Annotated in this window: 11 protein-coding genes and 1 pseudogene; 8 read left to right on the forward strand and 4 right to left on the reverse strand. The window is 64.0% G+C overall.

Annotated elements, in window-relative coordinates; all coding sequences use genetic code 11:
- Positions 1–54 precede the first annotated feature (54 nt).
- The 4 genes from ACZYR5_RS08560 (at position 55) to ACZYR5_RS08575 (ending at position 6,350) form a co-directional block, all read left to right on the forward strand.
- Entirely contained in the window at positions 55–3,195 is a 3,141-nt protein-coding gene (locus tag ACZYR5_RS08560) for a DUF2339 domain-containing protein (RefSeq protein WP_489089228.1), read from the forward strand.
- Positions 3,192–4,565 (forward strand): DUF3999 domain-containing protein, encoded by a 1,374-nt coding sequence (locus tag ACZYR5_RS08565; RefSeq protein WP_489089229.1) that lies wholly within the window; start codon positions 3,192–3,194, stop codon positions 4,563–4,565. The genes ACZYR5_RS08560 and ACZYR5_RS08565 overlap by 4 nt, the downstream gene beginning before the upstream one ends.
- A gap of 168 nt (positions 4,566–4,733) precedes the next feature.
- On the forward strand, positions 4,734–5,744 hold the full coding sequence (locus ACZYR5_RS08570; RefSeq protein WP_489089230.1) for a class 1 fructose-bisphosphatase: 1,011 nt from the start codon (positions 4,734–4,736) through the stop codon (positions 5,742–5,744).
- A gap of 3 nt (positions 5,745–5,747) precedes the next feature.
- Positions 5,748–6,350 carry a DUF924 family protein gene (locus ACZYR5_RS08575; protein WP_489089231.1) on the forward strand — a complete coding sequence of 201 codons (603 nt, stop codon included), beginning with the start codon at positions 5,748–5,750 and terminating at the stop codon, positions 6,348–6,350.
- Between the two features lie 85 nt (positions 6,351–6,435).
- On the opposite strand, the gene ACZYR5_RS08580 is transcribed toward ACZYR5_RS08575, so the two are convergent.
- Complete coding sequence (locus ACZYR5_RS08580; RefSeq protein ID WP_489089524.1) at positions 6,436–7,200, reverse strand: methyl-accepting chemotaxis protein; 765 nt, start codon at positions 7,198–7,200, stop codon at positions 6,436–6,438.
- A 93-nt stretch (positions 7,201–7,293) separates the two neighbouring features.
- Positions 7,294–8,328, reverse strand: a pseudogene (locus ACZYR5_RS08585) (HAMP domain-containing protein); the annotation flags it as partial.
- Positions 8,329–8,599: 271 nt separating this feature from the next.
- Between ACZYR5_RS08585 and ACZYR5_RS08590 the strand changes: the two are divergent.
- Both ACZYR5_RS08590 and ACZYR5_RS08595 read left to right on the forward strand, forming a co-directional pair.
- The gene (locus ACZYR5_RS08590) at positions 8,600–8,854 is read left to right on the forward strand and encodes a hypothetical protein (RefSeq protein ID WP_027617380.1); all 255 of its coding nucleotides are present in this window, start codon (positions 8,600–8,602) and stop codon (positions 8,852–8,854) included.
- 31 nt (positions 8,855–8,885) lie between these two features.
- Positions 8,886–9,455 carry a lipocalin family protein gene (locus ACZYR5_RS08595; protein WP_489089232.1) on the forward strand — a complete coding sequence of 190 codons (570 nt, stop codon included), beginning with the start codon at positions 8,886–8,888 and terminating at the stop codon, positions 9,453–9,455.
- Positions 9,456–9,500: 45 nt separating this feature from the next.
- Here ACZYR5_RS08595 and ACZYR5_RS08600 read toward each other — a convergent pair whose 3' ends face one another.
- On the reverse strand, positions 9,501–10,865 hold the full coding sequence (locus ACZYR5_RS08600) for a formimidoylglutamate deiminase (RefSeq protein ID WP_489089233.1): 1,365 nt from the start codon (positions 10,863–10,865) through the stop codon (positions 9,501–9,503).
- A gap of 187 nt (positions 10,866–11,052) precedes the next feature.
- Here ACZYR5_RS08600 and hutC point away from each other — a divergent pair, with 187 nt between their 5' ends.
- A complete protein-coding gene (gene hutC / locus ACZYR5_RS08605) occupies positions 11,053–11,721 on the forward strand; it encodes a histidine utilization transcriptional repressor HutC (RefSeq protein WP_256351103.1) in 669 nt (222 codons plus the stop codon).
- A gap of 14 nt (positions 11,722–11,735) precedes the next feature.
- Entirely contained in the window at positions 11,736–12,308 is a 573-nt protein-coding gene (locus ACZYR5_RS08610) for a HutD/Ves family protein (RefSeq protein WP_489089234.1), read from the forward strand.
- Positions 12,309–12,314: 6 nt separating this feature from the next.
- Here the strand turns inward: ACZYR5_RS08610 and ACZYR5_RS08615 are convergent, their stop codons facing one another.
- On the reverse strand, positions 12,315–13,952 hold the full coding sequence (locus ACZYR5_RS08615; protein ID WP_489089235.1) for a HAMP domain-containing methyl-accepting chemotaxis protein: 1,638 nt from the start codon (positions 13,950–13,952) through the stop codon (positions 12,315–12,317).
- Positions 13,953–14,186: the final 234 nt, after the last annotated feature.

Here is a 14,186-nt window from a genome sequence, read left to right on the forward strand (position 1 = left end):
CGATATACTAGGCGCCGGCTTTACTGGATTCTGCAGCGCTTAGGGATATCGACCATGCAATGGACGTACATGCTGATTGGACTGGTGCTCGGCTGGCTGCTGGATGAGTCCCTCAGCGACGCCTTCGTGGGCGCGCTGATGGGCCTGGGCATTGGCCAGGCGCTGGCGCTCAGGCAATTGGCCGGCCAGGCCGTCGAGCAGCGACGCCAATTGCAACTGGCGCAGGTTGCGCTGGGTGCGGTCGAACAACGCCTGGCGTTGCTGGAGGCCGGCGGCGAGCGCGTGGCAAGCGTTGCCGAGCCGCAGACGGTTGCCTCAATAAGCCCAGAGCCGGCTGCGCCAGAACTGGTCTGGGAGCTGCCCCCTGAACTCGAGCCGCAACCGACGCCGGTCGACCACTGGAGCGCCCGCGAGCCTGAGCAACCTGCCGCCCCGCGTGGGCCGAACCTGATCGAACGCGGCATCAGCGCGGCGCGCAATTGGCTGCTGGGCGGCAACACCGTGCTGCGGGTTGGCGTGGTGCTGTTGTTTTTCGGCCTGGCGTTTCTGCTGCGCTATGCCACCGAAGGCATGGTGGTGCCGTTGGAAGTGCGCTACGCCGGGGTCGCGCTGGCCGCTTTGGCGCTGATGGGCCTGGGCTGGTGGCTGCGCCAGCGCAACCCTGACTACGCGCTGATACTGCAAGGTGCCGGGATCGGCGTGCTGTACCTCACCGTATTCGCCGCCATGCGCTTGCACCCCTTGCTCGATCCGACAGCGGCCCTTGGCTTGCTGGTGGCGGTCACGGTGTTCTCGGCGCTGCTGGCGATCAAGCAGGACTCCCTGGCGCTTGCGTGCGCGGCGGCGCTGGGCGGATTTGCCGCGCCGATCCTGACTTCCACCGGCGCCGGCAGCCATGTCGCGCTGTTCAGTTATTTCCTGTTGCTCAATGCCGGCATCCTCGCCATCGCCTGGTTCAAGGCCTGGCGCATGCTGAACGTGATCGGCTTCGTCGGCACCTTTGGCATCGGATTCACCTGGGGCTTGCGCGCCTACACGCCGGACCTGCTGGCCAGCACCGAGCCGTTTCTGATCGGGTTTTTCCTGATGTACCTGGCCATCGGCCTGCTGTACGCCCGGCGCAAATTGCACGAGGCGCAGGACGTCCCGCAGACCGAGGACCGCGCGGCACTGCTGCAATGGTCGGCGCGCAACGGCGATTACGTCGACGGTACGCTGCTGTTCGGTCCGCCGCTGGTGGGCTTCGGCCTGCAGTTCGCGTTGGTCCAGCACCTGGCGTTGGCGCCGGCGTTCAGCGCCCTGGTGCTGGGTTTCCTCTATATGGGCCTGGCGTATGTTGTGCGCGGCGGACGGGCCTGGTTGCTGGCGCAAACCTGTCTGGCGCTGGGGGTGATTTTTACCAGCCTGGCGATTCCCCTGGGCCTGGATGCGCGCTGGACCACCGCGGCCTGGGCCGTGGAAGGGGCGGGCATCTACTGGCTCGGCCTGCGTCAGCAGCGACCCATCGCCCGCGCCTTTGCGTTGTTGCTGCAACTGGGCGCGGCGCTGATGTTGCTCGGCGAATTGCGCGAGGGCGACAGCAGCCTGCTTGCCGGTTCGACCCTGGGCGCGTTGCTGGTCGGTGTGGCGTTGCTGTTCAGCTTCTGGCAACTGCACCAGGCGCCCGTTGAACGCAGTCGCAGCTGGGAGCGCAAAGGCCTGCCAGTACTGGCCTGCGTCGGCCTGAGCTTTGTCTACCTGTTGGCACCGCTGGTGTTCTTCAGCCATGGCACGGTGATCGGCTGGGCGCTGGCCGGGTTGCTGACACTGCTGGTGGGCGTGCGTCTACCGTCGCGCAGCGTGCTATTGAGTGCCCTGGCGGTGCAACTGCTGGCGGGCGCGATGTTGCTGGTGGCGGGCAGCGCTGCTGAAGATCGCACGCTGCTGGCTCATGGCGGTTTCTGGGCGCCGGCGTTGCTGGGTGTGGTCGCGATGCTCGGGGCTTGGCAGTTGCAACGGTTCGCCAGTGTGTTCCGCGGACTCGACCTGCAACGTCTGTCCTACGGTCTGCTGGCCTGGGGCGCGGGCTGGTGGGCGTTGGCACTGGGCAGTGAGGTGTTGCATTTCGCCGCGCCGGCGCTGCAGCCGGCCTGGTTGCTCGGCCTGCTGGCGCTCAGCGTGGCGCTGTGGAGTTGGCTGGCCTTGCGCCTGAACTGGGCGGCGCTGGGCGTGCTGTGCACGGTGATGACGCCGGCTGCGGCGCTGGTGCTGCTGGGTGCCTGGCATTCGCGCTACCACCCGGCAGCCGACTTCGGCTGGCTGGCCTGGACGTTGTTGTTCGCCGTGCATTTGCTCTCATTGAAACGCCTGGCGAGCCTGCTGCCGGCGCGCGTCGTTAGTGTCGCCCATGTGCTCGGCTGCTGGCTGTTGCTCGCGGTGCTGGTGCTGGAGTTGCGTTACGGCCTGCTGGTGCTGTCCGAGCAGTACAACGCCTGGCGCTGGCTCGGCTGGGCGCTGGTGCCGAGCCTGTACCTGGTGGCCATGGCCGCGCCGCGTGCCTGGCCGTGGCCGCTGTCGAGCTACAGCCGCGAGTACCGGCTGTACGCTGCGCTGCCGTTGGCGTTGCTGATGCTTGGCTGGTTCTGGCTGGCGAACATTGCCAGCGACGGCGCCGCTGAGCCGTTGCCCTATGTGCCGCTGATCAACCCGCTGGAGATCGGTCTGCTGTTCAGCCTGTTTGGCGTGTACCAGTGGTCGTGCAACTACCTCGACCAACTGCCGTTTGCCCGGGGCCAACTCAGACAGATTGTCGTCGGTCTTTCACTGTTCGCCTTCTTCACCGCAATGGTCATGCGCACGGCCCATCATTGGAGTGGCGTGCCCTATGAGTTGGAAGCCTTGCTGGACTCGATGCGGGTGCAGGCCGGCTTGTCGATTGTCTGGACCCTGATTGCCCTTGGCCTGATGATCGGCGGCCATCTGCGCAATCGCCGTGAGGTCTGGCTGGTGGGCGCGGCGCTGATCGGCGTGGTGGTGGCCAAGTTGCTGTTTGTCGAGTTGAGTAACCGTGGCGGTCTGGCGCGGATCGTGTCGTTTATCGGGGTCGGCGTGTTGCTGCTGGTGGTGGGCTATTTCGCCCCGTTGCCGCCGCGACGCATCGATGCCACGGCTGGGCCGCAAGAGGCGGTCGATGAATCCAAAGGAGTGTCGTCTTGAACATGATGTTGAACCGGTCCTGGCTGGGCGTCCTCGGCTGCTGTATCGCGTTGGCGGCACAGGCCCAGGACACGCCTGCGGATTTCACCACCCAGGTGCCGCTGACCGTGAGCGGCGAGGGCCCCTGGTATCGCCTCGATCTGCCATTGGCGGTGCAGTTGCACGCGCGCCAGAGCGATCTCAGTGATCTGCGCATCTTCAACGCCGCCGGTGAGGCACAGGCCTATGCGCTGACCCTGGCACCGGCCGCCAGTGGCGAAAGCCTGCCGCTGCATGAGCTTAAGGCGTTCCCGCTGTATGACTCGGCGGACGCCGGCTCGGCGGTGCCGAATGTGCGTGTGCAGTCCAATGCCAATGGCACCCTGGTGCAGGTCCAGCCGCCCAGCCAGCTGGAGGCGGGTGAAGAGGTGCGTCGCGGTTGGCTGCTGGACGCCAGTGCGATCAAGGCGCCGTTGCAGCAGTTGATTCTCGACTGGTCGAGCGAACTGGATGGGTTCCAGCGTTTCAGCATCGAAGCCAGCGACGACCTGCAGCATTGGCAGGCCTGGGGCGAAGGGCAGGTGGCGCGCTTGTCGTTTGCCGACGAACGGGTCGAGCAGCGTGAAGTCGAGCTGCCGGCGCTGCGGGCGCGTTACCTGCGGTTGTTGTGGCTGTCTCCGCAGGGGGCACCGGTGCTGACGTCGGCGCAGGTGCAGAGTCTCGACTCGCATAGCCCGCCGCCGCCACTCGCCTGGTCGGCGCCCTTGGCCGGCAATCGGGTAAAGGACGCCGAATACAGCTGGCAGCTGCCCGTGGGGTTGAATGTCGAGCGCGTCCAGGTGCAATTGGATGAGGCCAACAGCCTGGCGCCGGTGCTGCTCTCGGGGCGGCGTGAAAGCAGCCTGCCGTGGCAGCCGTTGAGCAGCGGTCTGCTCTATCGCCTGAGCCAGAATGGCCAGGATGTGGTGCAGGATCAGTTGCCCCTGCCGGGGCAGGTGGTGCAGCAGCTGAAGCTGACGGTGGATGATCGTGGTGGCGGTCTCGGTGCGCAGGCGCCGACGGTGCGCTACGCCGTGCGTTCGACCCAGGTGGTGTTCCTCGCCCGCGGCGCCGGGCCTTACAACCTGGCGCTCGGCAACCCGACGGTGAAGGCGGCGAACTTGCCATTGGTCACGCTGATTCCGGATTTCAGCCCCGAGCGCCTTGAGCATCTCGGCCAGGCCCGGGTTGAGGACGGCACGCTGGTGGCGCCGCCGAGCGTGGCGCTGACACCGGCCTCGGCGACCAGCGACTGGAAAAGAATCGGCCTGTGGGCGGTGCTGCTGCTCAGCGTGCTGTTCCTGGCAGCCATGGCGTTCAGCCTGTCGCGCAAGCCGCCGGTCAAGTCGTGATGAGGCCTGGCCATCGCGTTGCGCACGTACACCCAAACGTCCATTTTTCGGACTACGCTCAACCCGCCTATGAACTCTGTTGGGCGAATCTCGTCTGATAAGAGCAATTGCCTGACGACTCGCGTTAAACTGCGCGGGTTTTTAGCCCCCATTCCTTCGGAGCCTTCCATGTCCCGCGTTACCCTGAGTCGCTATTTGATCGAGCAGACCCGTAGCAACAACACGCCTGCCGATCTGCGTTTCCTGATCGAAGTGGTGGCGCGTGCCTGCAAGGAGATCAGCCACGCTGTGTCCAAAGGCGCCCTGGGCGGCGTCCTGGGCAGCATGGGCACCGAGAACGTGCAGGGCGAAGTGCAGAAGAAGCTCGACGTGATCTCCAACGAGATCCTGCTCGAAGCCAACGAATGGGGCGGTCACCTGGCCGGCATGGCGTCCGAAGAAATGGACAACGCCTACCAGATCCCGGGCAAATACCCGAAAGGCGCCTACCTGCTGGTATTCGACCCGCTGGACGGTTCGTCGAACATCGACATCAACGCCCCGGTCGGCACCATCTTCTCGGTACTGCGTTGCCCGAACGAATACCTGAGCCAGAACGAAGCGCTGAACGAAAACGCTTTCCTGCAGCCAGGCACCCAGCAGGTTGCTGCCGGCTACGCCATCTATGGCCCACAGACCATGCTGGTGCTGACCCTGGGCGACGGCGTCAAGGGCTTCACCCTGGACCGCGAGATGGGCAGCTTCGTGCTGACCCACGAGAACATCAGCATTCCTGAAACCACCCAGGAATTCGCCATCAACATGTCCAACCAGCGTCACTGGGAAGCCCCGGTGCAGCGCTACGTGGGCGAGTTGCTGGCCGGTGAAGAAGGCGCGCTGAAAAAGAACTACAACATGCGCTGGGTCGCGGCGATGGTTGCCGACGTGCACCGCATCCTGACCCGTGGCGGTCTGTTCATGTACCCGCGCGACAGTCGTGAGCCGTCGAAGCCGGGCAAACTGCGCCTGATGTACGAAGCCAACCCGATGTCGTTCCTGGTGGAACAGGCTGGCGGCGCGTCCACCGACGGTCACCAGCGCATCCTCGACATCAAGCCTGAAGGCCTGCACCAGCGCGTTGCAGTGTTCCTGGGCTCGAAGCAGGAAGTTGAACGCATCACGGCTTACCACAAGGAATAAACCGTGACCGCGCCCTGGCAGCCGTTGCTTGAGTGGTGGTTCGGTTCGGCCGATGACCCCAACGCAGTGGCGGCGCAACAGGGCAGGTTATGGTTTGGCAAGCGTGACAGCCAGGACCTCGAAGCGCGCGAGCGTTTCGGGGAGCTGGTGGAACAGGCGCTGGCCGGCGGATTGACCGAGTGGACGCAAGGTCCCGAAGGTTGGCTGGCCCTGGTGTTGTTGCTCGACCAATTACCGCGAATGATCTTTCGCGAGACCCCCAAGGCCTTCTCCGGCGATCTGCGTGCGCAACAGCTGGTAGCCCAGGGCATCGCGGCGGATTTCGACCGCGCGTTGCGGCCGATCCAGCGGGTATTTATCTACCTGGTATTCGAACACTGCGAGCACCTCGCGGTGCAGAACGAAGCGATTTCGCGCTTCACTGAGCTGATGAATCAGCAGCCCGAAGCCGATCGCGCGGTGTTCGCCGATAACCTCGACTATGCCGAGCGGCATCAGCAGATCATTGCCCGGTTCGGGCGCTTTCCCCATCGCAATGCGGTGTTGGGGCGGGAGTCGACGGCTGAAGAGCTGGCGTTTCTCAAGCGGCCTGGGTCGGGGTTTTAAAAGCTTCGCTGGCAAGCCAGCTCCTACGGATCGCACACGTCCCGGTAGGAGCTGGCTTGCCAGCGAAGAGGCCCTGAAGGGCACCTCAGATCCTGAAACTCCCCACCAACTGCTTCAACCGCGCCGCCTGTTGCTCAAGGTCGGCACAGGCACGCAAGGTCGATTGCAGGTTCTCCACGCCTTCCTGGTTCAGCGTGTTGATCTCGGTGATGTCGACATTGATCGACTCGACCACCGCAGTCTGCTCTTCGGTGGCGGTGGCCACGGATTGGTTCATGCCGTCGATTTCGCCGATGCGCTGGGTCACGCTGCCCAGGCGTTCACCAGCCTGGTTGGCGATGCCGACGCTGTTTTCACTCTGGCGCTGACTGTCGGTCATGATGTTCACCGCGGCGCGGGCGCCGACCTGCAGTTCTTCGATCATGGTCTGCACTTGCTGCGCCGAGTCCTGGGTGCGGTGGGCGAGGTTGCGCACTTCGTCGGCGACCACCGCGAAGCCACGCCCGGCCTCACCGGCGCGGGCGGCTTCAATGGCGGCGTTGAGCGCCAGCAGGTTGGTTTGCTGGGAGATGCTGGTGATCACCTCGAGGATCTGCCCGATGTTCACGGTGTTGCTGTTCAGGGTTTCGATGTTGCCGCACGAATCGCTGATCTGCGCCGACAGTTGCTGCATCGCCGCGATGGTTCTATCCACCACCTGCTGACCGTCCTCGGCGAGGCCGCGGGCGTCGCTGGAGTGCTGCGAGGCGAGGGCGGCGTTCTGCGCGATTTCCTGGGCGGCGGCGCCCAGCTCATTGATCGCCGCGGCCACACTGCTGGTGCGCGAGGCTTGCTGGTCGGAGTTGAACATCGACGAGTTGGAGGCGCTGACCACCCGCAGGGCCACTTCGTTGACCTGGCCGGTGGCCGAGGCCACTTCGCGGATCGAATGGTGGATGCGTTCGACGAATCGGTTGAACGACAGGCCCAGGGTGCCGAACTCGTCGTGGCCGTGAATCTTCAGGCGCTTGGTCAGGTCACCTTCGCCTTCGGCGATGTCGTGCATGGCGCGGCCCATGTCCAGCAGTGGCTGCATCAGCACGCGAATCAACATGCCCAGCAGGCTGATGATGATCAGCACGGCAATCAGCATGGCGACGATCGCCGAGGTACGGAACTCGCTGAGCATCGAGAAAGCAGTGTCCTGGTCGAGCACCAGGGCCACGTACCAGTTGGCCGAAGGCACGCCGTTGACCGGGGTGAAGGAGATGAACTGGGCACGGCCATCGACCATGACCTCCTGCAGGCCGGCGCGCACTTGCGGCGTGCCGTTGGGATACGCGTCGGCCAGGGATTTGAGGGCCAGCTTGCTCTCGGGATGGACCAGGATCTTGCCGTCGCTGCTGACGATGAACGCATGGCCGTGGCCGTCGAAGTCCAGCGAGTTGATGATCGAGCTGACACTGCCCAGGTCGATGTCGGCGCCGGCGACACCGATCATCTGGTTCTGCCGCTGCACCGGAGTGGCCACGGTGATCACCAGCTTGCCCGAGGACGCAGCCACGTAGGGTTCGGTGACAATGCTCTGCTGTGCGGCGTTGGCCGCCTTGTACCAGCCACGGCTGCGCGGGTCGTAATCCGCCGCGCGATTGCCCGCCGGCACCGAGTACATCACGCCATCGGCGCCGCCGAAGTAGCTCAGCTGGAAGTTGCGGGTGTACACCGGCAGGCCCACCGCGCGCTGCAGGCTGGCGGCGCCCGGACCGTCGGCGGCGACTTGCTGCGCCAGCGATTGCAGCAGCTGGATGCGGCTTTCCAGCCAGGTCTGGATGTTGCTCGTGGTCAGGCTACCCAGTTCCTGCATCGAGGCCTCGGTGCTGGCGCGCAGGGTCTGGCGCTGGCGGTAGTCGTTGAACAGGATGAAACAGGCAAATGCGACGGCCACCACCAGGGCGGCAGCGAGCAGGATTTTGTGGCTGAACTTCATGTTTCTGGTCATTAAAGGCGCTACCGCGGGAGGACTGATCAACGAGGGGGCGCCACAGCTGGCTTGGCGCAGCTTCTATGTCGACAGGGCGGCGCCAAAGATTAGGCGGCTTTTGCGATTTACGACGAAATGCCGATCAGCCGAAAAAAGTCGCTGATTTGCCGGCGAAATGTCGATCTGACCGTTCAAGAAATTCCCACGGGGGCTGGGAACCAGATGGGGGTTTTCTCTTCTAAGCTTCTGGTTGGCAGCCATGCCAGCGTTTCTTTCCAGGAGTTTCACCATGTCGCTGCGATCTATCGCCTTGCTTTCGTTTTGCGTGCTGTTGGTCGCGTGCAGCAAGGTCAACCAGGAAAACTACTCGAAATTGTCGACGGGCATGCCCAAGGCCGACGTGGAAAACCTGCTCGGCAAACCAGCCGATTGTTCCGGCGCACTGGGCATGTCCAGCTGCACCTGGGGCGACAAGAACAGCTTTATCAGCGTGCAGTACGCCGGTGACAAAGTGCTGATGTTTTCCGGGCAAGGCCTGAAGTAAACCGGGGCCACGCGCCCTCGGGAGAAGAATAATGATGCGGTTTGTAATAGCTCTCTTTGCCAGCCTGATCTTGGCTGGCTGCGCCACCCATGGCGATGATTCGCTCGCCCCGAAAACGGCCGGCGAGGTCAATCTCAAGCGTTATCAGGGCAAATGGTACGAACTGGCGCGCATGCCGATGTACTTCCAGCGCAACTGCGCGCAATCCGAAGCCCACTACGCACTCAAGCCCAACGGCGAAATCGATGTGCTCAACCGCTGCCTGACCGCCGACTGGAAGTGGGAAGAAGCCCGCGGCACGGCCGTCGCGCAGGTGCCGGGCAAGACCGACAAGCTCTGGGTCAATTTCGACAACTGGTTCACTCGCTTGCTGCCGGGCGTGGTCAAGGGCGACTACTGGGTGCTGTACGTCAGCGATGACTACCAGACCGCGATTGTCGGCAACCCCAATCGCCGCTACCTGTGGCTGCTGTCGCGCAAGCCGGAAGTCAACGCCGAGACCCGCGAAGAGCTGCTCAGCCGCGCTCGTCAGCAGGGCTACGACACCACCCGCCTGATCTGGCGCGTGTCGGACACCCGCATGGCGCAGACCTCGAAGTAAGCCTGCTGCGAGGGAGCCAGCTCCCTCGCCACAATCCCGAGCGTTTCAGCCGAGCAAATCGCGCAGCACCTGGGTGAAGGCGCGATTGCTTTCCTCTTCGCCTGCATGCTGCCCGCCGCGCACCACCCACTGGCCATTGACCAGTACATCACGTACCTGGCGGTCGCCGCCAGCAAACAACCAACGATTGAGAATCCCGTCGCCGCTCGCGGTCGCCAGGTACGGGTCGTTGCCATCGAGCACCAGCCAGTCGGCGCGCTTGCCGACTTCCAGGGCGCCAATCGGTTGGCCCAGGGCCTGTGCGCCACCGTCGAGCGCGGCGTCGTACAGGGTGCGACCGACCATCGGCTGTTCAGCGCCATACAGGCGATTGCGCCGCTGGTCGCGCAGGCGCTGGCCGTATTCCAGCCAACGCAATTCTTCCACCACGCTCAGCGACACGTGGCTGTCGGAACCGATGCCCATGCGACCGCCCTGGGCGAGGAAGTCCACGGCCGGGAAGATGCCGTCGCCGAGGTTGGCTTCGGTGGTCAGGCACAGGCCGGCGATGGCGCGACTTTTCGCCATCAGGCTGACCTCTTCGGGATTGGCGTGGGTGGCGTGGACCAGGCACCAGCGCTGATCGACCTCGGTGTTTTCATACAGCCATTGCAGCGGCCGGCGACCGCTCCAGGCCAGGCAGTCGTCGACTTCCTTTTGCTGTTCGGCGATGTGAATGTGCACCGGGCACTGCTTGTCGCTGGCGGCCAGCACCTCGTTGAGCTGTTGCGGCGTGACCGCGCGCAACGAGTGGAAGCACAAGCCCAGGGATTGCGCCGGCTGCTTCGCCAGGATCGGCTGCAGGCGCGCTTGCAGGTCGAGGTAGTGTTGCGTGCTGTTGATGAAGCGGCGCTGGCCGTCGTTCGGCGCCAGGCCACCGAAACCGGAGTGGCTGTAGAGCACCGGGAGCAGGGTCAAACCGATGCCGGCGGCGCTGGCAGCCTGGCTGATCTGCAACGACAGCTCGGCCGGGTCGGCGTAGGGCTGGCCATTGTGGTCGTGGTGCACGTAATGGAATTCGGCGACCGAGGTGTAGCCGGCCTTGAGCATCTCGATGTACAGCTGGCGGGCAATTACGCCCAGCTGTTGCGGGCTGATTTTTCCGACGAGACGGTACATCAAGTCGCGCCAGGTCCAGAAACTGTCGTTCGGATTGCCGGCCACTTCCGCCAGCCCGGCCATGGCCCGCTGGAATGCGTGGGAGTGCAGGTTGGGCATGCCCGGCAGCACCGGCCCACTCAAGCGCTCGGCGCCTTCAGCACTGGCATCGGCCTGGATGTGGGTCAGCAGGCCGTCGGCGCCGACCTCAAGACGTACATGATTGGCCCATCCGTTAGGCAGTAGCGCGCGCTCGGCAAAGAAGGCGGACATGGTTCAGCACCCCATCGTGTGTTATTTGTATATACATATACAGACGTTTGCCTGCCCGGTAAACTCCGGCAAGCTAGCAACCTTTATCCCTCAACAAGGATTTCCCGTGCCGACTCCGCCTGCCAACACGCCGCTGAGTGCCAACCTGGGCGACAGTCCGGCGCCCTTGTATGCCCGCGTCAAACAGATGATCACCCAGCAGATCGACAGCGGGAACTGGCCGCCGCACTACCGCGTGCCGTCGGAAAGCGAGCTGGTCAGCCAACTGGGTTTCAGCCGCATGACCATCAACCGCGCCTTGCGCGAGATGACCGCGGACGGCCTGTTGGTGCGCATGCAGGGCGTCGGCACCTTTGTTGCCGAACCGAAAAGCCAGTCGGCCCTGTTTGAAGTGCATAACATCGCCGATGAAATCGCCTCGCGCGGTCATCGCCACACCTGCCAGGTGATCACCCTGGAAGAGGAAGCCGCCGGCTCCGAGCGCGCGCTTGCGCTGGATATGCGCGAAGGGCAAAAGGTTTTCCACTCGCTGATCGTGCATTACGAAAACGACATTCCGGTGCAGATCGAAGACCGCTTCGTCAACGCGCTGGTGGCGCCGGAGTACCTCAAGCAGGACTTCACCGTGCAAACCCCCTACGCCTACCTGAACCAGGTGGCGCCGCTGACCGAGGGCGAGCATGTGGTCGAGGCGATCCTCGCCGAGTCGAGTGAATGCAAGTTGCTGCAGATCGAGAAAGGCGAGCCGTGCCTGCTGATTCGTCGGCGCACCTGGTCGGGTCGCCAGCCGGTGACCGCCGCACGGCTGATTCACCCTGGTTCCCGTCATCGCCTGGAAGGGCGCTTTCACAAGTAAGCATTGAGGCAGTCATGAGTCAGTTGAAAGTCTTGCGCGCGGTCGACTATCCGCGCATGCCGTGGAAAAACGGCGGCGGCAGCACCGAGGAAATCACCCGCGACGCCGGCACCGGGCTGGACGGCTTCGGCTGGCGCCTGTCGATTGCCGACATCGGCGAGTCGGGCGGTTTCTCGACCTTCGCCGGCTACCAGCGGGTAATCACCGTGCTGCAAGGCGAGGGCATGACACTGACCGTTGATGGCCAGGACACTCGCCCGTTGCTGCCCCTCGATCCCTTCGCCTTCAGCGGCGAGAGCCAGGTGTCCTGCACCTTGCTGGGCGGGGCGATTCGCGACTTCAACCTGATTTATGCGCCCCAGCGCTACCGTGCGCGGTTGCAGTGGCTGGCGGGCGAGCAGCGGTTTTTCAGTGCCGCGAGCACCTTGCTGGTGTTCAGCGTCGCCGAGCAGCTGGCGGTCACTGTTGATCAAGACACCCAGCGGCTCGGTCGCCACGACTGCCTGCAACTGGACGCCAACAGCACCCTGCTGGAGGTGGCTATCAATGGCTCCTGCTGTGTGATCGAGCTGACACCGCACGGCTGATCGCGATTACTGCCGTTCGAGCACAAACCCTCGAACGGTCCCCTCCAGTTCACTCGACATTTGCTGCAGGGCATGGATGGTCTTGACCACATCCTGCTGCGCCGTGACATTTTCTTCGACCCGCTGGGCGACGGTTTCCACGTTGCGCGCAACGTCCTCGCTGGCCTCGCGCTGCTCCTGCAAGGCGTGGGATATCTGCCTGACCGCCTCCAGCGAGGCGTCCAGCACCGCCTTGACGTCATTCATCGAGCTGCCGGCGCTGTCGATCAGTTGCTGGCCTTGAAGCACTCGCTCGCGGCCGGCGTTCATGCTGCTGTTGGCCTTGCGCATACCACTTTGAATGGCGCTCACCAGCGCCACGATTTCATCGGTGGAGCGGGTGGTGCGGGTGGCCAGCTCGCGCACTTCTTCGGCCACCACGGCAAAACCACGGCCCTGTTCGCCAGCCCGGGCGGCTTCGATGGCGGCATTCAGGGCCAGCAGGTTGGTCTGTTCGGCAATGCTGTGGATCACGTCGACAATCTTGCCGATGGCATTGGAGTGCAGGGTCAGTTGATCGATTTCGCTCGAGGTCTGGGTCACCATTACGGCGATCTGCTGCATCTCGATGATCGAGCGCTCCATGCTGGTGATGCCCAGGGCGGTGATCTGCTCGGCCTTCTGCGTGGTGGCCTGGGCCTGGGCGGCGTTCTCGGCGATGTGGGTGATGTTGGCGGACATTTGCTCCACCGCCGCAGCAATCGACGAGGCGGCGGCGTTTTGTTCGGCGGCCTGGCGCAGGCCCTGCTCGGACACCACGCTCAGGTTCAGGGTCGACGACTCGATGTGTCGCGAAGCCTCGCGGACCTTGCTGATCATCCCGCGCAAGCTGCGGCGCATGGCTTCTACCGAGTGCATGACGCCGGTGGAAAGCGGGCCGTAGGTGGCCGGTTCGCTGAGCTGGCCCTGGGCAATCTGGGTGCTGATGCTCGCCAGTTCGTGGGGTTCGGCGCCGAGGTAGCGGCTCAGGCGGGCGCCAAACAGCAGGGCATAAAGGCTGCCCGACAGCAGGGTCAGTGCCAAAAGCAGCGCCACCCACAGTACGTAGGTTGCGTAGCGATCCTGGCTGTGGACGAACTCTTGCCGGGCCTCGTCGAGCTGAGCCTGGATCAACTGCGCGAACAGCTCGCTCAACGGATCGATCAGGGGATACAGCTCGTTGGCAACGAACTGTTCCAGGCTCGGGTCGCTGAGCGGGTGACGTCGCAGTATCAGCTGCAGCCGTTCGAGCGGTGCGTCGGTGGCCTGCATCAACGGCGTGATCCGGTGGATCAACTGCACCTCCCGGGCAATCAGCTGGGTCGAGCGATAGTGGCGCCAGAGTGTGTCGATTTCAGCGTGCGCCCGTTCAATCTGTTCCACCGCCTGTTCGCCGGTAAAGGCGCCACTGCGGGCCTTGTGGGCGGCGTCGACGATCTGCGCCGAGTACAGCTCGGCGATCCGCTTCAAGTCCTGCAACGGAATGACTCGGTCCAGGTACACCGTTTCCAGTCCCTGGACGGTCGAGCGCATGCCGTACAAGCCGAGGGCGCCAATGCCCGTCACGCTGCTGAGCAGGAGGCTGGCCAGCAGCAGGAGGTGAGTTCTGACTTTCCACTGTTTCATCGGGTGTTCCTCGCAAAAGTAGCGTCACTGGGTAGTCGGCGAGGATCCGGGTTGATGGAGTAGGGCGCATCTGGTGAGCGCGTAGGGTGTTTCCTGAATGCTCTGTTGTGTGCCGCGCGTGTTACCGAATGCCCCAGTTCAGGGCGAAAGCACACCTAAGTAACAGTCGCCGTCGCTTGTCGGCGCTGGTCGGTCGAGAATCACTCCACCGTGCAAACCCTTGCGCTTGTGGTG

The organism is Pseudomonas sp. F007 (assembly GCF_057814275.1).

Bases quoted from the DNA above. Each gene is read 5' to 3' on its own strand.
- ACZYR5_RS08595 (WP_489089232.1), top strand. From the start codon at position 8,886: ATGATGCGGTTTGTAATAGCTCTCTTTGCCAGCCTGATCTTGGCTGGC.
- ACZYR5_RS08600 (WP_489089233.1), bottom strand. From the start codon at position 10,865: ATGTCCGCCTTCTTTGCCGAGCGCGCGCTACTGCCTAACGGATGGGCC.
- ACZYR5_RS08580 (WP_489089524.1), bottom strand. From the start codon at position 7,200: ATGTTCAACTCCGACCAGCAAGCCTCGCGCACCAGCAGTGTGGCCGCG.
- ACZYR5_RS08560 (WP_489089228.1), top strand. From the start codon at position 55: ATGCAATGGACGTACATGCTGATTGGACTGGTGCTCGGCTGGCTGCTG.
- ACZYR5_RS08615 (WP_489089235.1), bottom strand. From the start codon at position 13,952: ATGAAACAGTGGAAAGTCAGAACTCACCTCCTGCTGCTGGCCAGCCTC.
- ACZYR5_RS08610 (WP_489089234.1), top strand. From the start codon at position 11,736: ATGAGTCAGTTGAAAGTCTTGCGCGCGGTCGACTATCCGCGCATGCCG.
- ACZYR5_RS08570 (WP_489089230.1), top strand. From the start codon at position 4,734: ATGTCCCGCGTTACCCTGAGTCGCTATTTGATCGAGCAGACCCGTAGC.
- ACZYR5_RS08590 (WP_027617380.1), top strand. From the start codon at position 8,600: ATGTCGCTGCGATCTATCGCCTTGCTTTCGTTTTGCGTGCTGTTGGTC.
- hutC (WP_256351103.1), top strand. From the start codon at position 11,053: ATGATCACCCAGCAGATCGACAGCGGGAACTGGCCGCCGCACTACCGC.